Source organism: Nocardia sp. NPDC058633 (genome assembly GCF_042717045.1).
GTDB lineage: Bacteria > Actinomycetota > Actinomycetes > Mycobacteriales > Mycobacteriaceae > Nocardia.
Map to the genome: position 1 here is coordinate 1 of NZ_JBHXRA010000032.1, position 19,841 is coordinate 19,841.

The 19,841-nt window shown below is 67.7% G+C and carries 20 protein-coding genes; 7 read left to right on the forward strand and 13 right to left on the reverse strand.

Translation table 11 applies throughout. The annotated features are described in order from the left end of the window. The first annotated feature begins 494 nt into the window (after positions 1 to 494). Complete coding sequence (locus ACFWUR_RS28750; protein ID WP_378910999.1) at positions 495 to 983, forward strand: MarR family winged helix-turn-helix transcriptional regulator; 489 nt, start codon at positions 495 to 497, stop codon at positions 981 to 983. Positions 984 to 1,060: 77 nt separating this feature from the next. Here ACFWUR_RS28750 and ACFWUR_RS28755 read toward each other — a convergent pair whose 3' ends face one another. Both ACFWUR_RS28755 and ACFWUR_RS28760 read right to left on the reverse strand, forming a co-directional pair. After that, positions 1,061 to 1,465: a hypothetical protein gene (locus ACFWUR_RS28755; RefSeq protein ID WP_378911001.1), complete on the reverse strand. Its 405-nt coding sequence runs from the start codon at positions 1,463 to 1,465 to the stop codon at positions 1,061 to 1,063. 79 nt (positions 1,466 to 1,544) lie between these two features. Continuing rightward, the gene (locus ACFWUR_RS28760; protein WP_378911003.1) at positions 1,545 to 3,044 is read right to left on the reverse strand and encodes a flavin-containing monooxygenase; all 1,500 of its coding nucleotides are present in this window, start codon (positions 3,042 to 3,044) and stop codon (positions 1,545 to 1,547) included. A gap of 100 nt (positions 3,045 to 3,144) precedes the next feature. On the opposite strand from ACFWUR_RS28760, the gene ACFWUR_RS28765 reads away from it, so the two are divergent. The 3 genes from ACFWUR_RS28765 (at position 3,145) to ACFWUR_RS28775 (ending at position 6,204) form a co-directional block, all read left to right on the forward strand. Beyond that, positions 3,145 to 3,699: a YdcF family protein gene (locus tag ACFWUR_RS28765; protein ID WP_378911004.1), complete on the forward strand. Its 555-nt coding sequence runs from the start codon at positions 3,145 to 3,147 to the stop codon at positions 3,697 to 3,699. A gap of 67 nt (positions 3,700 to 3,766) precedes the next feature. Next, positions 3,767 to 5,395, forward strand: a complete 1,629-nt coding sequence (locus ACFWUR_RS28770) for a GMC oxidoreductase (RefSeq protein WP_378911006.1) — start codon at positions 3,767 to 3,769, stop codon at positions 5,393 to 5,395. Positions 5,396 to 5,442: 47 nt separating this feature from the next. Beyond that, on the forward strand, positions 5,443 to 6,204 hold the full coding sequence (locus ACFWUR_RS28775) for a VIT family protein (RefSeq protein ID WP_378911008.1): 762 nt from the start codon (positions 5,443 to 5,445) through the stop codon (positions 6,202 to 6,204). A gap of 48 nt (positions 6,205 to 6,252) precedes the next feature. On the opposite strand, the gene ACFWUR_RS28780 is transcribed toward ACFWUR_RS28775, so the two are convergent. The 11 genes from ACFWUR_RS28780 to ACFWUR_RS28830 form a co-directional block, all read right to left on the reverse strand. Further along, complete coding sequence (locus tag ACFWUR_RS28780; protein WP_378911009.1) at positions 6,253 to 7,824, reverse strand: Na+/H+ antiporter; 1,572 nt, start codon at positions 7,822 to 7,824, stop codon at positions 6,253 to 6,255. 80 nt (positions 7,825 to 7,904) lie between these two features. Next, positions 7,905 to 8,543, reverse strand: coding sequence for a hypothetical protein (locus ACFWUR_RS28785; RefSeq protein ID WP_378911011.1), 639 nt, complete (start codon positions 8,541 to 8,543; stop codon positions 7,905 to 7,907). A gap of 132 nt (positions 8,544 to 8,675) precedes the next feature. Beyond that, positions 8,676 to 9,629 carry an MlaD family protein gene (locus ACFWUR_RS28790; protein WP_378911012.1) on the reverse strand — a complete coding sequence of 318 codons (954 nt, stop codon included), beginning with the start codon at positions 9,627 to 9,629 and terminating at the stop codon, positions 8,676 to 8,678. Continuing rightward, positions 9,626 to 10,678: an MlaD family protein gene (locus ACFWUR_RS28795; protein ID WP_378911014.1), complete on the reverse strand. Its 1,053-nt coding sequence runs from the start codon at positions 10,676 to 10,678 to the stop codon at positions 9,626 to 9,628. The genes ACFWUR_RS28790 and ACFWUR_RS28795 overlap by 4 nt, the downstream gene beginning before the upstream one ends. After that, positions 10,675 to 11,772, reverse strand: coding sequence for an MlaD family protein (locus ACFWUR_RS28800; protein WP_378911015.1), 1,098 nt, complete (start codon positions 11,770 to 11,772; stop codon positions 10,675 to 10,677). The genes ACFWUR_RS28795 and ACFWUR_RS28800 overlap by 4 nt, the downstream gene beginning before the upstream one ends. After that, entirely contained in the window at positions 11,772 to 12,791 is a 1,020-nt protein-coding gene (locus tag ACFWUR_RS28805) for an MlaD family protein (RefSeq protein ID WP_378911017.1), read from the reverse strand. The genes ACFWUR_RS28800 and ACFWUR_RS28805 overlap by 1 nt, the downstream gene beginning before the upstream one ends. After that, on the reverse strand, positions 12,779 to 13,783 hold the full coding sequence (locus ACFWUR_RS28810) for an MlaD family protein (protein WP_378911019.1): 1,005 nt from the start codon (positions 13,781 to 13,783) through the stop codon (positions 12,779 to 12,781). Before ACFWUR_RS28810 ends, ACFWUR_RS28805 begins: the two co-directional genes overlap by 13 nt. Continuing rightward, positions 13,783 to 14,814: an MlaD family protein gene (locus tag ACFWUR_RS28815; RefSeq protein ID WP_378911021.1), complete on the reverse strand. Its 1,032-nt coding sequence runs from the start codon at positions 14,812 to 14,814 to the stop codon at positions 13,783 to 13,785. The genes ACFWUR_RS28810 and ACFWUR_RS28815 overlap by 1 nt, the downstream gene beginning before the upstream one ends. Positions 14,815 to 14,817: 3 nt before the next feature. Next, positions 14,818 to 15,684 (reverse strand): ABC transporter permease, encoded by an 867-nt coding sequence (locus ACFWUR_RS28820; RefSeq protein WP_328659724.1) that lies wholly within the window; start codon positions 15,682 to 15,684, stop codon positions 14,818 to 14,820. Further along, positions 15,684 to 16,529, reverse strand: a complete 846-nt coding sequence (locus ACFWUR_RS28825) for an ABC transporter permease (RefSeq protein ID WP_062991835.1) — start codon at positions 16,527 to 16,529, stop codon at positions 15,684 to 15,686. Before ACFWUR_RS28825 ends, ACFWUR_RS28820 begins: the two co-directional genes overlap by 1 nt. Positions 16,530 to 16,727: 198 nt before the next feature. After that, positions 16,728 to 17,819: a calcium:proton antiporter gene (locus ACFWUR_RS28830; protein WP_378911023.1), complete on the reverse strand. Its 1,092-nt coding sequence runs from the start codon at positions 17,817 to 17,819 to the stop codon at positions 16,728 to 16,730. A 104-nt stretch (positions 17,820 to 17,923) separates the two neighbouring features. Here ACFWUR_RS28830 and ACFWUR_RS28835 point away from each other — a divergent pair, with 104 nt between their 5' ends. From ACFWUR_RS28835 to ACFWUR_RS28845, 3 genes are all read left to right on the forward strand, one after another. Further along, entirely contained in the window at positions 17,924 to 18,574 is a 651-nt protein-coding gene (locus tag ACFWUR_RS28835) for a phosphate uptake regulator PhoU (RefSeq protein ID WP_378911024.1), read from the forward strand. A gap of 197 nt (positions 18,575 to 18,771) precedes the next feature. Further along, positions 18,772 to 19,557 carry an HNH endonuclease family protein gene (locus tag ACFWUR_RS28840; RefSeq protein ID WP_378911026.1) on the forward strand — a complete coding sequence of 262 codons (786 nt, stop codon included), beginning with the start codon at positions 18,772 to 18,774 and terminating at the stop codon, positions 19,555 to 19,557. A 35-nt stretch (positions 19,558 to 19,592) separates the two neighbouring features. Continuing rightward, positions 19,593 to 19,817 carry a hypothetical protein gene (locus tag ACFWUR_RS28845; protein WP_266296076.1) on the forward strand — a complete coding sequence of 75 codons (225 nt, stop codon included), beginning with the start codon at positions 19,593 to 19,595 and terminating at the stop codon, positions 19,815 to 19,817. The last annotated feature ends 24 nt before the right edge of the window (positions 19,818 to 19,841 follow it).

Sequence of the window (19,841 nt, forward strand, 5' to 3'; positions counted from 1 at the left end):
ACACTTCTACCCACAACTTCTCGTAGGGGTTTCGGTGAGGCAAGGGTTCAAACTTTAGCTCAGGCAACCGGCCGGAAGCAAATCCGAACCGAGTTCCTCTGAACACGCAGTCAGTCAGGCGCTCATCGTACTACCTCGTGTCCCGGCCGCTGGGCGGCCGAGTCGGTGTCCGTGTCGCTCTGACTGGAATAAAGTTACGTGCCGACAAACGCGAAGTCAAATCGCCTGGAAATTTCAGCGTTTCCCCAGGTCAGGACCACCATCCTACTGCGAGTTCGAAGCCGGCGCTCGTCGGCGGATGCTGCGGCCGTCGGTGCGCGGCAGTGGGCGACCAGTTGGCAACTGGTCATTTGTCCAAGGTGTCGTTGATCTCAAAAAGGTCCGCCTACCTGGCAATATGATGCGACAACCGTAGACATGATTCCTCCTCCGATATACAGTTCGCCGACGGTCAGCAACTACATAGCTACCGATTGGATGGAAGGTAGGCCGGGGTGACGGAGGATCTCAACTCGGTCGAGCGTCGCGCGTGGAGCGCGGTGGTCACCCTGTCGATGCGTGTGCCCAGCGCACTCGACTCGCGTCTACAGCGTGAGTTCGGGCTGACCCATTTCGAGTACCGGGTCATGGTCCTGCTCCATGACGCGCCGGGACGCCGGATGCGGTTGAGCATGCTCGCGGCGCGCGGGCACGGCTCCATTTCCCGGCTCTCCCACGTGGTGTCGAAGCTGGAACGGATGGGGTGGGCGCGGCGCGAGGCAGCGCAATCGGGACGCGGGATCGACGCGGTCCTCACCGAGACCGGGCAGGCCAAGGTGGTGGCGGCGACGCCGGACTATCTCGTCGCGGTACGCAAGCTGGTACTCGACGGCCTCGACGACCCGCAGAAGGCCGAGCTCGCGGTACTCGGCGAGCGGCTCTCGCTGCATCTCGTCGACACACTCGGTGAGGCGGTCGCGGGGCATTCGGCGCTCGACAACTGAACCACCGGCCTCCGACGAGACGAACAACGCCGCCCCGATGGTCGGGACGGCGTCGCCGCAGGGATCAGAACTACAGCTCAGATGCTGTTCGGTCGCCAGGTGGCCACTGCCCAGATCACCACGATGTCGACGGCGATGATCAGGATCGACCACCACGGGTAGTAGGGCAGCCACAGGAAATTGGCGATGATCGACAATGCCGCGATCACCATGGCCGAGACCCTGCCCCAGGTCTGACCGGCCAGCAGACCGATCGCGATGATCACCGCGAGCGCCCCGAGAATGATGTGCCACCAGCCCCAGCTGGTGAGGTCGAACTGGTAGAGGTACTCCGGTCCGACGACGATGAGATCGTCGTTGGCGACCGCGGAGATTCCCTGGAGGATCTGCAGGGCACCGACCACCGCCAGCAGGATGCCGGCGCCGATGGAGGTTCCTGCCGCTATACCGTCGCGCAGCTGGTGCCTGTTCGTGTCTGTCATCGCTGGGCCTTCCCGTCGGGTCAACGCCACGTGCCACCACGGCACACGACAACGGTAGGAATCCTGCGAAGCGTGCGCCTCACCCGTTGCGGGTGAACTCCTTCACTCGACGAGGAGCGGGCCGCAGCGTTTTGCCGAGATCGGTACGCAGGGTGATCAGCGCGTCGAGCAGGTAGTTCTGCCTGACCCGCCACGGATGGCGGTCGCCCTGACGGGGGAAAGCGGCGATCGAGCGCAGCACATAGCCGGCATTGAGGTCGAGCAGTGGGCGTTCGGCGAGCGCGCCCTTGGGTTCGGGGACGACCGCGGCGCTACCGGTGCGGTCGAGATGGGTGAGGACTTTGCAGACCAGGCGGGAGGTGAGGTCGGCGCGCAGGGTCCATGACGCGTTGGTGTAGCCGACGCAGATGGCGAAGTTGGGCAGGCCGGTGAGCATGGCGCCCTGCCAGACGAACTGCTCGGCCAGCGGCACGGGGGTGCCGTCGACCGAGGGCGCGATGCCGCCGAAAGCCAACAGGCGCAGCCCCGTGGCGGTGACCACGATGTCGGCGGGCAGCGTCCGACCCGACACCAGTCGGATCCCCTCCGGGACGAAGGCGTCGATGTGGTCGGTGACCACCGAGGCTTTGCCCTTTTTCATCGCCTTGAAGAAGTCGGCGTCGGGGGCGGCGCACAGGCGCTGATCCCACGGGTCGTAGTCGGGCGTGAAGTGCTCGGCGACGAGCTTGTCGTCTTTGAGGATGCGCGTGGTGAGGTCGGTGAGCAGTTTGCGCGCGGCGGCCGGGCGGCGACGGCAGAACTGGTAGAAGCCGATGTTGAACAGGATGTTCTTGGTCCGGATCAACCGGTGCGCGAGGCCGGCGGGGAGCAGCTTGCGGATCTTGTCGGCCTGCTTGTCGCGGCCCGGAACAGGGCTGATCCAGGTGGGGCTGCGCTGCAGCATGGTTACGTGCGCGGCGTCGACGGCGAGGTTGGGCACCAGGGTGACGGCGGTGGCGCCGCTGCCGATCACGACGATCCGCTTGTCGCGGGTGTCGAGGTCGGCGGGCCAGAACTGCGGGTGCACGAGGGTGCCCGCGAAGTCGTCGCGGCCGGGGAACTCGGGGGCGTGCGGCTGCTGGTAGTCGTAGTAGCCGGCACAGGTGTAGAGGAAACCGCAGGTGAGGGTGCTCAGTTCGGGACCGTCGGGACCCTCGTGGGCGATGGTGAGTTGCCAATGAGCTTGCGCCGATGACCAATCCGCGCCGATCACCCGGGAACCGAAGCGGATGCGCCGGTCGATGCCGTTCTCCTGCGCGGTCTCGCGAATGTAATCCAGAATCGCGGCGCCGTCGGCGATGGAGCGGGCAGCCCGCCACGGCTTGAACGGGTAACCGAGGGTGAACATGTCCGAATCCGAGCGGATGCCCGGATAGCGGAACAGGTCCCAGGTGCCGCCGAGGTCGGCGCGCGCCTCGAGGACGGCGTAGCTGCGATGCGGATGTTCGGTCTGCAGCCGGTAAGCGGCCCCGATGCCGGACAACCCGGCGCCGACGATGACGACGTCGAGGTGTTCGGGGGCAACGGCGGTGTCGGTCATGGGCTCCAGTGTGCCTGCCCGGCGACCGTGACTCCAGGGTGCGGGCCTGGTCGACGGCGCGACCGGCGGCCACCGCCGAGATTTCGGTATCGTCGGTGCCGTGTCGATCCTTCGACGTGCGGGATGGTTGCTCGTCGGCGCACTGGTCACCGTGCTGGCTGCCGCGTTCGCTGGATGGCCGGTCTTCGTACACCCCCAGGTGGACCCCTTACGGCCCGCCGACGTGATCGTGGTGCTGGGTGGCACCGCCTACGAACGGTTCGACCTCGGCATCGAACTCGCCGAGCGCGGCTTCGCCCCCGAGGTGCTGATCTCGCAGTCCACCGGGCCCGACGATCCGATGATGGACAAGTACTGCGGTGGCCGATTCGCCTTCCGTGTCTCGTGTTTCGTGCCCGACCCGTGGACCACCGATGGTGAGGCGCGTGAAATCGTGCGTCGCGCAGAGATTTACGGGTGGAGCCACATCATCGTGGTCACGTTCACACCGCATGTGTCGCGTGCCAGGTACATCGTGGACAAGTGCTACGAGGGCGAGATCACGATGGTCGCCAGCCCGTCGGACTCGGGGCCGGAGTTCTGGGCGTGGATGTATGTGCGCCAATCGGCGGGGTATATCAGAGCTTTCGTCAATCAGCATTGCGAGACCGACTGACACACGGTGGTCCGGCTCTTAGAGTGAGACCAGCGGTTCGGGGGCCGCGCTGGTGAGAGGACCGCCGATGCTGGTGGAGGATCTGCGCACTGTGGGCGACGACGCGCTGCGCACCCAGGTCTGCGTCATCGGCTCGGGCCCCGCGGGCCTGACGGTGGCCACCGAACTCGCTGCCACCGGACTGAGCGTGCTGGTGCTGGAGAGCGGTGGGCACGAGATCACCGCGGACGAAACGGCATTCGCCGCGATGGAGAACATCGGCGCACCGCGCGCGGAGCAGCACCGGATCGCCGGGAATCGCGTGCTCGGCGGCACCTCACACAGCTGGGCAGGACGCTGCGGGGTGCTCGACGACCTCGACTTCGCTCACCGCCCCTGGGTCACCCGGTCGGGCTGGCCGATCGACGCGGGCGCACTGCGGCCCTATACCGAACGCGCCGCCGCGCACGCCGGACTCGGACACGGCACCGGCTTCACCGAGCACGAGTTCTGGCCGCTGTGCGGGCGGCGGGCACCCGCCGACGCGCTCGACGCCGCCTCGTTGCGCCCCTACTTCTGGCAGATCAGCCGCGACCCGGCCGACCGGTACGACTGCAAACGGTGGGGACCGCATGTGCGCCACATCGTCGCGCCGACAGCGCGGGTACTGGTGAACGCGACCGTCACCCATATCGACACCGACGCCACCGGCGCGCATGTGAATTCGGTCGAGGTCACCGGTGCGGGCGGGCGCGTGCGGACCGTCGAGGCGCGAACGTTCGTGTTGGCCGCGGGCGGGATCGCCACGCCGCGGCTGCTGTTGGCCTCGCGCCGCACCGTCGCCGGCGGAATCGGGAACCGATACGACCAGGTCGGGCGGTATCTGATGGACCATCGGTGCGGGGTGGTCGCGACCCTGCGCCCCGCCGAGGCCGGGGCGGCGCTGGACCGGTTCGGTAAGTACGTGGTCAACAGCGCGCGCGGTCGCCACACTTTTCTGCACGGCATGACGCTGTCGCCCACGCTGCAACGGCGCGAGTCGCTGGTGAACTGCGCCCTGTGGTTGCAGGAGGTCACCGCCGACAACGATCCGTGGGACTCGGTGAAGCGGTTGCTACGCGGGCGAATGCGGTGGCAGGACGTGCGTATCGCGCTGTCGGACACCGGACTGCTGCTCGAGGGTGCGCGGCGCAGGTTGGTCGAGGGTGTCGGCTTACCGCATCGGCTGACCGGTGTCGAGGTGCGGGCGATGGTGGAACAGGTACCCGATGCCGACAGCCGGGTACGGCTGTCGGCGCGGACCGACCCGGTGGGAATGCCGCTGCCGCAGCTCGATTGGCGCACCAGTGCGCAGGAGGACCGGACGGTGCGGCGGGCGACGGCGTTGCTCGTCGGCGAGTTCACCCGGCTCGGTTTGCCCGCGCCACAGGTAGTTCACGCGGTACTGCCCGACAGCACCGATCCCCTGCCGCTCACCGACTGGGCGCATCCCAGCGGGACCACCCGGATGTCGGCCGATCCGCGCCACGGGGTCGTCGACCAGCACTGCCGGGTACACGGGGTCGACAACCTCTACATCGCGGGAAGCTCGGTGTTCCCGACGAACGGGCACGTCAATCCGACGCTGACGGTGATCGCGCTCGCGGTGCGTCTGGCCGACACGTTGCGTGCGGGACTACCCGCCACCACTGATCCATCGGTTGCCCGACGGAGCTGAGCCGGTGGCTGCGCCGCGGGGGCGCTCACCCCGACTAGGCTGTGCGGGTGCCGGACTCGCCCGCAGAAAACAGACGTTCGAGTGAGACCGAGCGTGCGCCCGCGCGTCATCCGCACGAGCCGCACGCCGAAGGCTTCGCGACCCGGTTGAACTGGCTGCGCGCCGGCGTCCTCGGCGCGAACGACGGCATCGTGTCCACCGCCGGGCTGGTCGTCGGTGTCGCCGCGACCACGAACAATCCCCGAACGATCCTCGCCGCGGGTATCGCGGGACTGGTCGCGGGTGCGATCTCGATGGCCGCGGGCGAATACGTGTCGGTGAGCACCCAGCGCGATTCGGAGAAGGCGCTGTTGGCCGAGGAGCGTCGCGAACTGGCCGAGGAACCCGATTACGAACTGGCCGAACTGGCCGGAATCTACGAGAAGAAGGGGCTCAGCCCAGCCACCGCGCGCACGGTGGCCGCCGAGCTCACCGCGCACGACGCGTTCACCGCGCACGCCGAAGCCGAACTCGGTATCGACCCGCGCTCGCTCACCAACCCGTGGGCGGCGGCCCTCTCCTCGGCGATCGCGTTCACCTGCGGTGCGCTGCTGCCGTTGCTGGCGATCGTGTTGCCGCCCACCGAATGGCGGGTGCCGGTGACATTCGCCGCGGTGCTGATCGCCCTCGCGCTCACCGGCTCGGTGAGCGCGCGCCTCGGCGGTGGCAATCGCGGTCGGGCGGTGCTGCGAGTGGTTGTCGGCGGCGCCCTGGCCATGGCGATCACCTACGGAATCGGCGCCCTCACCGACTCGCTGAGTGTCGTCTGAGCTCCCGTCCCGCCAGCGCGAACGCTTCCACCCAGCGGGTATGCCGGCTCAATGCATCGGGCCGAGGTCGAGTCGGCGGGTGACGCGGTCGACCACGTCCGGGGGCATGCCGGGTTCGCGGCGGGCCGCTTGGGCTTCGCGCCGACCCGCTTCGGTGACGGCGGCGCGGACCGCGCGCATCTGCGCGGCGAGCTCGCGTTCCTTGTCCAGCGCGGCTTTCGCGTCGGCGTCGGCCGCTTCCGGGTCGGCCTTGGCGGACAGTCGGCGCAGGAGCGCCTTGAGGTCTTCGTAGACGTCTTCGGGGATGTTGTCGCGGGCGGCGATCGCTTTGAGTTCGGCGAGTTCGGCATTGACGACCCTGGTCCACAGTGCCTGTTCGACGGCGCGTTCCTGGCGGGTGTCGGCGTGTACCCCGGTGAGGCGGACCACCAACGGCAACGTCGGGCCCTGCACGAGCAGGGTGAACAGGACGACCGCGAACGCGACGAACAGGATCTCCGAGCGGGCCGGAAAGTCGGCGCCGGTATCGAGGGTGAGCGGCACGGCCAGCGCCAGGGCCACCGTCGCCACGCCGCGCATGCCTGCCCACCAGGTGACGATCACCTCCCGCCAGGTGAACGGTTCGTCGTTGTGGGGCAATTTGGCGCTGATCGCCCAGGTGGCCATCAACCAGACCAGGCGCAATCCCACGACGACCGCGATCACCGCGACGGTGACCCCGGCCAGTGACGGCCAGTTGTGCCCGGTCGCCTCGATGACCACCCGTAGTTCGAGCCCGATCAGCGCGAACGCGAACCCGGTGATGAGCATTTCGGTGATGTCCCAGAACGAATCCGCGACGAGGCGATAGTCACGGTCGCCGATTTCGGTCACGGCATCGGTGAGGTACAGCGCGCAGACCAGTACCGCGAGGACCGCCGAGCCCTCCCAGTGGTCGGCGATGCCGTAGGCGGCGAAGGGCAACAGCAGGCTCACCGCGACCTGACCGGTGGCGGTGTCCAGAGATTTGGTGAGCTTGCTGCCGAGCCAGCCGAGCAGCAGACCGACCGCCACGCCGACCACCGCGGCGAGGGCGAAGTCGCCCAGCGCGTGCCACGGCGAGAACAGGCCGGTGACCACGGCCTGGATTCCGACGGTGTAGATGACGATCGCGGTGACGTCGTTGAACAGGCCTTCGCCGCCGAGGGTCACGATCAACCGGCGCGGCAGGCCGAGACTGCCCGCCATGGAGGTCGCCGCGACCGGGTCGGGCGGGGCAACCAGGGCACCGAGCACTACGCCCGCGGCGATCGCGGTGGCCGGGTTCCAGGCGTGGAAGACCGCCGCGACCGCGACCGCGGTGACCAGGACGAGTCCGACCGCACGCAACGCGATGATCTGCCAGTTCTCCGCGAACTGCCGCCACGAGGTGCGCCGGGCCGCTGCGTAGAGCAGCGGCGGCAGAACCAGCGGCAGGATCAGCTCGGGCGGGATGTTCAGGCTCGGTACCGCCGGGACCAAGGCGAGCAGACAGCCGAACACGGTCATCAGGATCGACGGCGCGAGACCGAGGCGCGCACCGAGTGGTTCGGCGAGCACGGCCGCGAGCAGGATCACCAGAGTCAGTACCAACTGGTCCATAGCTGACCAGTCTCACCGACGCCCACTGAGCACTGGGCCAGACCCGCCGCCGACGACCGTTCCCGGCGACAGACCCGCCATCAAGGGCGGACGGCTGCCGCCGGTGGGAGCAGGATCGGCGGGAGGGGGAACGGGAGTTGCAGGACAGGGGGTGGCGGCGGAGGTGGGGGTGGCGCGGGGGCCGGTTCGGGTTCGAAGACCGGGGGCGGCTCGGGCGGCGGCGGGGGCTCGTAGACGGGCGGCTCGTAGACCGGCGGCGGTGGGGGCTCGAACGCGGGCGGGGGCGGCGCCTCCACGGGCACGGGTTCGGGTTCGGGCGGCGGTGGGGGTGGCGGCGCCGGGGCCTGTTGCGGAGGTTGAGCGTCGGGGGTGGTCACCGTGCACTGCCATTTGCCGCCATCGTGGACGCGCCAGTGCGCGACGATGCCACCGGCCGAGCAGTTGCCGCCGATCCGTCTGGCCGGCCACGGGGGCGCGAACTCCTCGGCCTGGTCGGAACCTCGCTGGTCGGCGGCTTCGGAATCGGAACCGGCGACCGGCAGACCGTTGGCGTCGGATCCCATCGGGTTCACCGACGGGTTGTCCTCACCTTGGTCGGCACGCAGGACCAGGCCGAGCGCCACCACCAGCGCGAGTATCGCGGCGAGTACCGCCGCGATCGCGATCATTCGAGTATTGCTGCCGGTCCCCGATTCGGGACCCTCGCCGCTCTCTGCCATCGCACCGCCTTCGCCGCGGATCGGGTCTCCCCTCGTCCGGCCACGCTACCGCACGGTTGCTCGAAGACCAGCCCGCTCGACGGAACAACCACTGGCCAGGGCGAATACCTATATCCGATGGTTGCCGGATGTTTACTTGATCGCGACCCGCACCTTCACCGCGTCGGCGTCGGTGTTGTGCAGAGCCTGGGCGATCAGCGCGCTCAGGTCGAGCTGCGGAGCGGTGGCGGTGACCGATTCGGTGAGTGGGCGCAGCCCGGGCAGCAGGGCCGAGAGCTCGGGGCCGAGCTCGTTCAGCTTCGCGGTGAGCTGCTCGAGCAGTGGCACCAATCCGCCGTCGCGCAGGTACATCTGCGGATCGCCCTCGGTGGCCCGACCGACCGATTCGACGAACTGATCGATCACCTGACTCAACCGGATGAAGGCGGGCGCGGCGGCGGAGGTGGCCGGGCCCGCCCAGCCGATGTCGCCGGAGACGTACTCGAAGTTGTTCTGCAGCTCACCGATCGCCGGGGCGCGGCTCATCAGCGCCGCGGCGAGCAGGTCGCCCGCCCTGGCCAGTTCGGGGACCACGTTCTCGGTGCCGACCATCGCCGTGCCGAGGGTGTCGACCAGGGATCCGACGACCGCCGGGTCTAGCTGCTCGACGGTCTTGGTGACCAGCCGCGCGACCTCGGGGATCGACATCGGGGTGCGCACGTTCTCCCCGGAAAGGCGCTGTCCGTCGGCGAGATAGGGACCGCCGGCGTCGCGCGGCACGAACTGCACGTACGGCTCGCCCAGCGAGGACAGGTGCTCGATGGTGACGACACTGCTCATCGGCACCTTGTGGTCGGCGCCGAACCGGAATCCGACCTGCACGCGCCCACTCGCCGAGGTGTCGACACCGGTGACCTCGCCGATCTCGATGCCGGTGAGCAGGATCGGCGAACCGACGCTGAGGCCACCGGAATTCGCGACCTCGATCGAGGCCGCGGTGTAGTCGGCCAGCGGGTCGACGCGCACCACCCCGAAGGTCAGGTAGCTCGCCCCGAGCACGGTGATGGCGGCGATGCCGCCGAGGGAGGCCAGCGCACCGATCTTCATCGCACCATTCCGATCATCCGCAGCGCGGTGACGATCTGCGCCAGCTGGTCTTCTTCGGACACCTCGACGCCGGTGACGTTCACCTCGGGGCCGCGCTCGACGAAGGGAATGATCTTGTCGCGCAGCAGGGCGGTGAGCAGGGCCATGTTGGTCGAGGAGCGCAGATCGGCCGCGCCACCGGTGGCCAGCGGCAGGAACGCGGTCGCTGCGGCGTCGCCGGAGTTCGCGATCGGAGCCAACCAGGTGAGTGAGGAACCGACCGGGCCGAGCGCGTCGAAGATCTTCATGGTCTTGGCGATCGAGTCCTGGGTGCCCGTCAGCGAGGCCACGGCTTCGGGGGTGAGGATGTCGGTCAGCGCTTCTTCGGTGTCGTCGTGCAAGATCGCCGCGTTGCGGGTCAGTCCATCGACCAGCAGGTCGACCTGGTCCAGATTCGCGGCCAGGTCGGCGGCGTCGGCGCCCATCACCGCCGAGATGCGCGCGGTTTCCCTGGGGTCCTGTGGCATCACCGAGTTGATCCGGCCCAGCATCTCCTGGAGTTGACCGATGGCCCCACCCTGCACGAACAGGGCCATGGTGGCCATCGTGTCTTCCAGCTGCACAGGCGGTTTGGTGCGCTCGATCGGAATGGTGCCGCCGTCGCGCAACAGCTCGCCGAAGCCGTCCTTCGGCGTGGTGAGCGAGAGGTGGATGTCGCCGAGGATGGTGTCCTGGCGCAGTTCCGCGATGGACTTCGTCGGCAACTGCACGGTGTCGAGGATGTCGGCTTCGACGATGACGTAGCCGCCGCGCCCGGCGGGGGCGTCGGCGGGCTGGACCACGCGCACACCGTCGACGATGCCGATCTCGGCGCCGTTGGCGATCACCTTCGACTTCGCGGGCAGGTTCAGCGCGCTGCTGAACTCGATCTGCACACGATAGGTCGAACCGCTGACGGTCGAGCCGGGCACCGGCACCTCGGCGGGGTCGAAACCACAGCCGCCGACCGCGAGTCCGGTCGCGACAACCAGCGCTGTCACGCTGTGTCGCAGCAGTTTTCGGGTATTCATCGAGCACCTGCCATTCCCAGCACGACCTGCACGAGATTCACGTCGGCCAGTCCCCGCGCCGGGTCGGGGCACTGCCCCGGGATCAGCTCGTTCACCGCGCTACACACCTGGTCGGACTCACCGGCGGGCAGTGCGACCTTCGGCGGCGCGTAGGTGATCGCGGTGCCACCCGCGGGATCGGTGACGCTGCGGAAGGCCGAGGCCAGCGCGGGCATCTTCGCCACGATCTCGCTCAGTGATCCGACGTTGGCGCGCAACAACTTCACCAGCGGGACCGTGTCGTCGAGCGCGCCGATCAGCGGGTCACCGAGGATGACGGCGACATCGTTGAGCATCGGCAGCAGCTCGCCGAGGCCGTCGAACAGCGAAGTAGCGGGGCCGAGGAGGTCGTCGGAGGCCATGTTGAGCAGCGGCGCCAAGCGGACCAGCATCGTCTGCAGGTCGCCCCAGTTGGCGGCGACTCGGTTCGACACCGAGGCGAACGCGTCGAAAAGGCTTGCGAGGTGGCCGATGTCGGCGTCGGGCTTGTTCATCGCCGAACCGAGCTTGTGGATGAGTTCGTTGACGGTCGGGCCGGTACCCGCGGTCGCGCGGTCCAGCGAGGCCAGGCCGTCGGACAGGGCGCTTGGCTGGCCCGCGGAACCACCGGAGAGCTGGTCGGACAGGCTCGCCAGCGCCGTCAACGTTTCGGTGATGCTCTTGGGGGTCAACGTTTTGGTGATGCAGCCGCCCGCCAGCGGGGGTGCGGTCTTACCGCTGGTGAGCACCGCCAGATTGCGGTCCGCCGCGACCGAGTACGCGACCGTGGTCGCGGAAGCATCGGAGTAGACACCGAATTCGGCGTCGACCTCGAAGTCGACCCGCACCTTGGCGCCCTGGTTGCGCACCGAGGTCACCTCGCCCACGTCCACGCCGCGCATGGTGACGTGGTTGCCCGGGTAGAGGCCGATCGCGTCGGGCATGAGCGCGCAATAGGATTGCGTCTTCTTCAGCGGATCGAAGGCGATGAAGTAGCCGCCGGTGACCAGCGCCACCAGCACCGCCACACCGGCGATCGACATGAACGCCTGGGATCCGAGCAGTCGTTTCAGCATCAGCACGCCTTCCCGGGCAGCGGTACGCACACGCGGGCGCTCGACTGGTCGACCACCACACCGGCTTCGGGGGTCGCCAGCTGCGACAATTTCGTCTGCAGGTCAGCGACGGTCCCGATGACGGGCTCGAGTTGGCCGCCGAGTTCGCGCAGCCGCGGCAGCGCGTCGGCCAGGGCCTGCACCTGCGGTTTCAGAGAGGACTCCCAGGTCGGTGCGAGGCCCGCCAGACGATTCACCACCGAGGTGAGCAACCGCACCGCTTCGGCCATTTCGGCCCGCTTGCTCAGCAGCAGGTCTTCGAGGAGGTTGACATTGTCCATCAACCTGCCCAGATCGGACTTGGCGCCGTCGTACATGGAGATGTACTCGTCGACGACCGCGATCGACTTCGACACCTGGCTGCGCTGACGATCGAGCATGTCGACGTACTTGCCGACGGTGTCGAGCGTGGTGCGCAGGGCCTCCGGCGAGGTCGTGATCGCGGAGTTCGCCGCGGCGAGGTTCTGTCGGACGGTATCGCCGTCGACGGCGGCCAGCGGGGCGGTCGCGTCCTGGAACGTCTCGATCAGGCTGTAGGGCAGGCGAATTCGATCGGCGGGAATCGCCTTGTCCCCCAGCGGCGCCGAGCCTGCCGGGTAGAGCGCGACGTAGTGGCCGCCGACCACGGTGAGCATCCGGACATCGAGTGAGGTCTTGTCGCCGACGAACACATCGTTGTTCACGGTGAATCGCATGATCACCTTGTCGGGCTTCAGCTCCAGCGAGGTGACGCTGCCGACCGAGATACCGGCCAGGCGCACGTCGTCGCCCTCGCGCACCGACTGCGCTTCGCTGAGCTCGGCGGTGTAGGTGTGTTTGCCCAGCGGCACCACGTAGACCACGCCGGCGGCGATGATGAACAGCACGACCAGGCTCAGGCCGATGATGCCCATCCGCAGTTCCCGTGCGCGCTTGCCCACTTCATCGGGAATGGGGCGATCACCGGCGAACATCCCGGTCAGCTTCTTCAGCGATTGCATACGGTGACCTTCTGTCCGGCGATCAGCACCTGCAGCGGCGCGGGCACCTCGGCGGCACCATTGCTGCAGTGCGGCGTGAAGTCGGTGAAGCCGCGTGCGAGCGAGGCGTCGACCGTGGCCAGCAGACCGGGGAGCTTGCCGAACACCTCGACAGCTTCCTGCGGATTCGGGAAGAGTCCGCGGATCATCGCGTCGACATCGGCGCCGCCGCCCTCGACGAGGCCGAGCCCGGCGAGCAACCGGTCCACCGGCGCCAGCACCGAGGGCGCGGTCATCGCGAACTGCGCGACACCGCCGATATTGCGCTGCATGGCCTCGAAGATGTCGGTGAGCCGGGCCAACAGGGGCAGCAGGTACCCGACTCGACCGCCGTGCCGGTCGCCCATGTCGGACAGGTTGCGGATGAGTGTGCCGATCACCTGCTGACGGTCCTCGGCATAGCTCGCGAGTTGGTCGATCGCGCTCAGCGCGGGACCGAGACCGGTGCCGTCGCCCTCGATCACAGCGAGCATGCTCGCGGTGAACTGGTTGATCGCTTCCGGCGACAGCGTGGCGAGCACCGGCTTGAGGCCACTGAACAGGCTCGTCACGTCGAAGGACGGGACGGTCATGTTCGCACCGATACGAGCGCCCGCGGCGATCGCTGTGCCCGGGTTCGGGGCTTGCTGCAGGTCGATGTAGCGCTGGCCGGTGAGGTTCTGGTATCGGATGGCCAGCTTGGAGTTGTCGTAGATCGGGGTGTCGGTCTTGACCGTGATCGCGACCTTGGCCTTGTCGCCCTCGAGGCTGATCTTCTCGATCTTGCCCACCTGCACGCCGAACATCCGCACGTCGTTGCCGACCTTGAGGCCGTTGGCGTCGGTGAACAGCGCGTCGTGGGCATTGGTGTCACCGTCGACCGGGCGCTTGATCAGGGTGAACACCATGCCGAGGACGGTGATCATCACCAGGGTGAAGACACCGAGGCGCAGTGCGGTTCCGCGAATCTTCATCACCCACCGACCTTTCCGAACAGCGGCACCGCGATGCCGGGGACACCGCTGAGTTCGACGTCGAGATTGAGGACGGGCCCGTCCGGGCCGTCCGGCATCGCGCCGCGCAGGTTCTGCAGCAGGGTGGTGAGATCGGCGCCGGTCCGGCGCGGGTTCGGCGACATCTGCGCCAGCGCGAGCAGCATCGGCGCGAGCATGTCGGTGGTCTCGGCGAAGTGCCCGCCCGCGGTGCTCACGGTGGTGGTGAGCGCGGGCAGGATGGAGCCGCCGATCACCCCGACGCCGATGTCGTAGCGCTGCTTGTCGACCTGGGTCACCCGGATCTCGCTGAGCTGGTCGATCACCTTCATGGTGGCGCCCGCGAACTCACCGCCGCCGTCGAAGGCGGGGCCGAGCTTGCCGAACAGCTCAGAGGGCATCACGTCCTGGTTGTCGGCAATGGTCTTGGCAACCGTGATCAGGGCCTGCACCAGCGGGGTGAAGGCCTTGAAGTCGGCGGCCAGCTGGGAGATGACGGTCGCCATCTGCGGGCTGGTGACGGTCATGCCGACCTGCGAGAGGCTGCGCAGGATCGCGCTCATCGTCGCGTCGTAGACGCGGTCGCCGTTGTCGCCGGTGAGATCGAGGACCGTGCCCTCGCGCAACGGCGAACCGCCCGCGCCACGGCGCAACTCGATCTCGGCGATGCCGAACAGGTTGGTCGGGGCGTAGTCGATCGCGAGGCTGTCGTCGATGCCGACCAGACGCTGCGAGTCGAGCAGCAGCGAGATCCGCTGGGTGCCACGCTCGCCGGGGGTCACCTCGGCCACCTCGCCGACCGTCACACCGTCGACACGGACCTGGCTGCCCGCGCTGATGCCGTCACCGAGGTGGTCGGTGTGCAGTGCGATACGCAGGCCGTCTTCGCCGCGCAGGTTGTGGTAGGCGACGGTCCCGAGCAGGACCGCCGTGATCAGTCCGAGGATGACCGCGCCGGTCGTGCGCGCGCTGCGCCGATCGGCCGCGACGCCCGGCATTCCGTAGTTAGGCACAGCTCACCCCGTAAAACTGATCGCCGAGTTGAAGCCCCAGAGCATGATCGTGAGGACCATGTCGATGGCGATGATGGCCACCGAGCTGGCGCGCACCGCGCGACCGGACGCGATCCCGACCCCCTCGGGGCCGCCGGTGGCGAAGAACCCGAAGTAGGCGTGCACCAGGATCACCACCGTGCCGAACACGGCCACCTTGATCACCGCGGCGATCATGTCGAAGCCGGAGATGAACTGGAAGAAGTAGTGGTCGTACACACCGGCCGATTGGCCGTAGACCATCGTGAGCAGCCCGCGGCAGGCGCCGTAGGCCAGGATCAGCGCGATCAGGAAGGTCGGCACGATGGCGATGGCGCCGGCGATCACCCGGGTGGTGACGACGTAGGGCACCGAACGCAGGCCGAGCGCCTCGATCGCGTCGATCTCCTCGGAGATGCGCATCGCGCCGATCTCGGCGGTGATCCGGCACCCCGCCTGCGCGGCGAAGCCGATGGCCGCCGCGATCGGGGCCAGCTCACGGGTGGTCGCGTAGGCCGAGATCACGCCGGTGACCGGGCCCATGCCGAGCATGTCGAGTGAGGCGAACGATTCGACGCCCACCGAGGCGCCCATCACCAGGCCGAGCACGATCATCATCGGGACGGTGCCGCCGCCGACGATGATCGACCCTCGACCCCAGGTCATGTCGGTGACCGCGCGCAGCGTTTCGTCCCGGTAGCGGCGCAGCGTCAGCGGCACCGACGACAGCACCTGCCAGACGAACACCGCGACGAAACCGAGCGATTCACCGGCGGTGACGATCCGCTTGCCGATGCGGGCGGGCTTGCGCAGCCAGTGCAGCGAGGTGGGGATGTAGGAGGAGGCAGCCATCACGCCAACTTCGTCGGCAGGAACATGGCGCTGATCTGGCTGGCCAGCAGGTTCACGATCGCGATCGAGACCACCGAGAGCACCACCGCCGCGTTCACCGCGTCGGCCACACCGCGCGGTCCGCCCTTGGCCTCCAGGCCGCGCTGGCAGGAGATGATCACGACCAGGAAGCCGAAGATCAGCGCCTTGAGCAGCGAGACCCACACGTCACCGGCGGTCGCGAACGAACCGAACGTCGACCAGTAGCTACCCGGGGTCACACCCTGGCCGCCGACGGCGACCGCGTAACCGGCCAGCACGCCGACGAAGATGATCAGCACATTGAGCATCGGAGCAACCAGCAGCATGGCCGCCAGCCGTGGGATGACGAGCCGGTGCACCGGGTTGATTCCCATGGTGTTGAGCGCGTCGATCTCCTCGCGGATGGTGCGCGCGCCGAGGTCGGCCGCGATCGCCGCCGCACCCGCGCCACCGAGCAGGAAGCCGGTGGCGATGGGCGCGCCCTGCTTGATCACGCCGAGACCACCGGTGGCGCCGAGCATGGAGTCGGCGCCGAGGCTGTGGATCAGGTTGCCTACCTGGACCGAGACGATCACGCCGAACGGGATCGCCATCAGGATCGCGGGGATGGCGGTGACCGTGATGAGCCGCCAGGCCTGCACGAGGGTCTCACGCCACTGGAACTGCCTGCGGGCGATATCGGAGAACGAGCCGCCGACCGATTGCTGTGCGAGGTCGACCGCACGCCCGAAGGTCCGCAGCGACGACACGACGGTGTCGGTGAAGTTCTCGCGGACGATCTGGGTAGCGGAATCCGGCTTCGCGGAGTGCAGATCGGTAGGCATCAGAGATGCCTCCGGGCCGCTCGTGAAGCACGGGGCTTGGTGATTTTCATACCGCACTCTCTGGCTTCGGCGTCGGTGCCAACTCCAGCAAGCTAACCGGTACTGTGCGTCACAACAAAATTTCCGATGGGTGACCCTGGTCGCTTTTTCACCGTTTCCATGACAGAACTACCTGCCATGTGATCCGCAACACTCCAGCTACGGACTTGCGGCGAGGAACACAAATGCCGCGAACAACCCCAGGTGAACGCCACTGTGCAGTAAGGTCGCCCGGCCGGGAACGATCGTCAACGTGCCCACCACGACCGTGAGCGCGAGCAGAACCATCTGAGTAGCGCCGAGCCCGAGCACCAGCGGACCACTGAGCCAGATGGTCGCGATCGCGATCACCGGAATGGTCAGGCCGATGCTGGCCATCGCCGAACCGAGCGCCAGGTTCAAACCGATCTGCACCTGGTTGCGTCGCGCCGAGTTCACCGCGGCGATGGTCTCGGGCAGCAGCACCAGCATCGCGATCACCACACCCACCGCCGACGGCGGCAGCCCGGCCGAGGCGATCGCCGACTCGAGCGCGGGCGAGACCACCTTGGCCAGGCCGACCACACAGACCAGGGCGAGAACCAACATGCCGAGACTGATCAGTGCGGTTCGGTTGGACGGCGCGTGGGTGTGGGTGTCACTGTCGTCGACCGCGCCGCCGTCCTCCACCGGGAGGAAATCGTCAGGGTGACGCACCGTCTGCACCATCACGAACAGCCCGTAGAGGGCCAGCGAGGCGACAGCGGCGAAGGCCAGCTGCGCCGGCGAGAACTCCGGTCCGGGCGCACTGGTGGTGAAGGTCGGCAGCACCAGGCTCAGCGTGGCCAGGGTCGCGACGGTAGCCAGGGCGGCACCGGTACCTTCGGCGTTGAACACCGCCACCCGCCTGCGCAGCGCGCCGACGAGCAACACCAAGCCGAAGATGCCGTTGCAGGTGATCATCACCGCGGCGAACACGGTGTCGCGGGCCAGCGAGGCCGCCTTCTCGCCACCGGAGATCATCATGGTGACGATCAACGCCACCTCGATCACGGTCACCGCCACCGCGAGCACCAGCGAACCGTAGGGTTCACCGACCCGGTGGGCCACGATCTCGGCGTGATAGACCGCCGCCAGCACCGCACCGACCAGGGTGACACCCACCAGCGCGACGATCAATCCCGGTACCGAACGACCCCAGCTGAGTACGAGCACGAGCGCGGCGAGGATGGGCACGTACACGGTCCATTTAGTCGTCAACGCGGCAATCATGACCTCCATCCTTCCAGCTACGACCGGGCACACCCGGATCTGTCGTCGCATGGATCTCGGCGATGGATTCACCCGCGCCGCCTCGATGGGGAACAATTCAGCGCGTGCGGACCCAGTTCACCCTCGAGCTCGTCGCTTTGGCCAACGATCTCACCCTGATGTCGCGCGTCGCTCATGACGCGACCGAGCGGGTCACCGCGGCACTGGCAGGCGCCGACCTCGCCGCCACCTACGAGGTGTTCGCGCTCGACGAGCAGTTGCAGCTGATGTTCGCCGCCTGCGAATCCCGCACGATGGTGTTGCTCGCGTTGCAGGCTCCGGTCGCGCGCGATCTGCGTCATGTGGTGACCGCGATCCAGATCGCCGGTGAGCTGTCGCGGATCGGTCGACGCACCGAAACCGCTGGGCAGTACGTATATCGGGCACATCCGAGCACGGTCGCGCCCGCGCCGGTGATCGCCGCGCTCGTGTCGATGGGCACCCTGGCGGCCGACTGCGTGGCGCGCGTCGGGGCATCGGTGGCGAGTGGTCGCTTCGTCGCCGACGACGGCACCGACGCCGCGGCGATGGACGCCCTGTGCAAGCAGTTGCGCACGGTGCTCACCGATTCCGGCGTGAGCGCCGAGGCGGCGATCGATATGGCGTTGCTGGGCAGTCAGTTCCAGCGTTGTGTCGACCACGCAGCGCGGATCGCGCGGCTGATCCGCTTCCTGGACACCGGGATTCCGCCGGAGTCGGGATCACTGCCCGACTGATCGGCTGTGATTTAGATCACCAAGCGTTTGTCCAACACGCCCTTCGGTCACCTCCGTCGATAGATGAACGCTATTGAGCCGCAACCAGTTCGCGATGTGCTGTGCGGAACCTCATAGCGGACAATCACTGACGACACCCGGTGCGGCCGTTAGGTTGTGCCGGTTCATTTTCGACGAAGCATCTGGGTGGTACGGGCATGAAGTGGTCTTCGATCAGCGGTTCTCCCCTGGGGCGAGCGCTGCTCGCTCTCGCCGCGGCGGTGTGTCTGGCCGTGGTGGCCACCGTCGCGAACTCGTTGCTGGACAAGGTGAGTCCCACCGCACCCGGGCCCGGTTCCGCGGGCGCGGCGACGGTGTCGGGCAAGGAGGTCGGCGATCTGGTCGCCACTCTCGTCGTCGCGAAGGAAGGCCCGATGACGGGCTACACGCGCGAGAAGTTCCCGCACTGGGACACCAACAAGCCCGAGCACGGCTTCACCGGCGAGCTGGCCCAGTACGCCAAATGCACCAGCCGCGAGGTGATGATGCTGCGCGACGCCACCGGCAAGGTCACCCTCGACGCCAAGAGCTGCGATCTGAAGGTGGAGTCCGGCGGCGGCTGGCAGGACCACTACGGCTTCATCGACAAGAAGACCGGCGTACTCGGGCCCTACAAGTTCATCACCGATCCGTCCAAGGTCGACGCCGAACACATTGTCGCCCTTGCCGAAGCGTGGCGATCCGGTGCCGCCGACCGCGACGAGGACACCCGCCGTCGCATCGCCAACGACTCGCTGAACCTGGTCGCCGCCGACCCCTCGGCCAACCGGTCCAAGGGCGACCAGGATCCCGCGAACTATCTGCCGCCCGGCAATTTCCGGTGCGCCTATGTGGAGCACTACGTCAAGGTGAAGGTAAAGTACGCACTGACCGTTGACACCGCCGAGCACACCGCGTTGCGCACCGCAGTCGATGACTGCCTCCGCCGAGGAGAGTTCAAATAAGCGAGCCCATCGAGATCACCGCCGAGAGCGCCGTCATGACCGAAGAGGAAGGGACGGTGTCAGGCGAGCTCGATGTCATGCTCGACGACGCGGGCAAGGGCCTGGTTCGCTATCGCGGCACCGACACCTGGTACACGATCGGCAATATCGACTGCGAACCTCCGCGCACCTGGGACTGTGTCGCCGATCTCGTGAAGGCGATCAAGAAGGACGCGGGCACCCGCGACGTCGCGGGGAACACGGTCGTCTTCGAAGCCTGACGCGCGAGCTGGCAACCTGGAAGC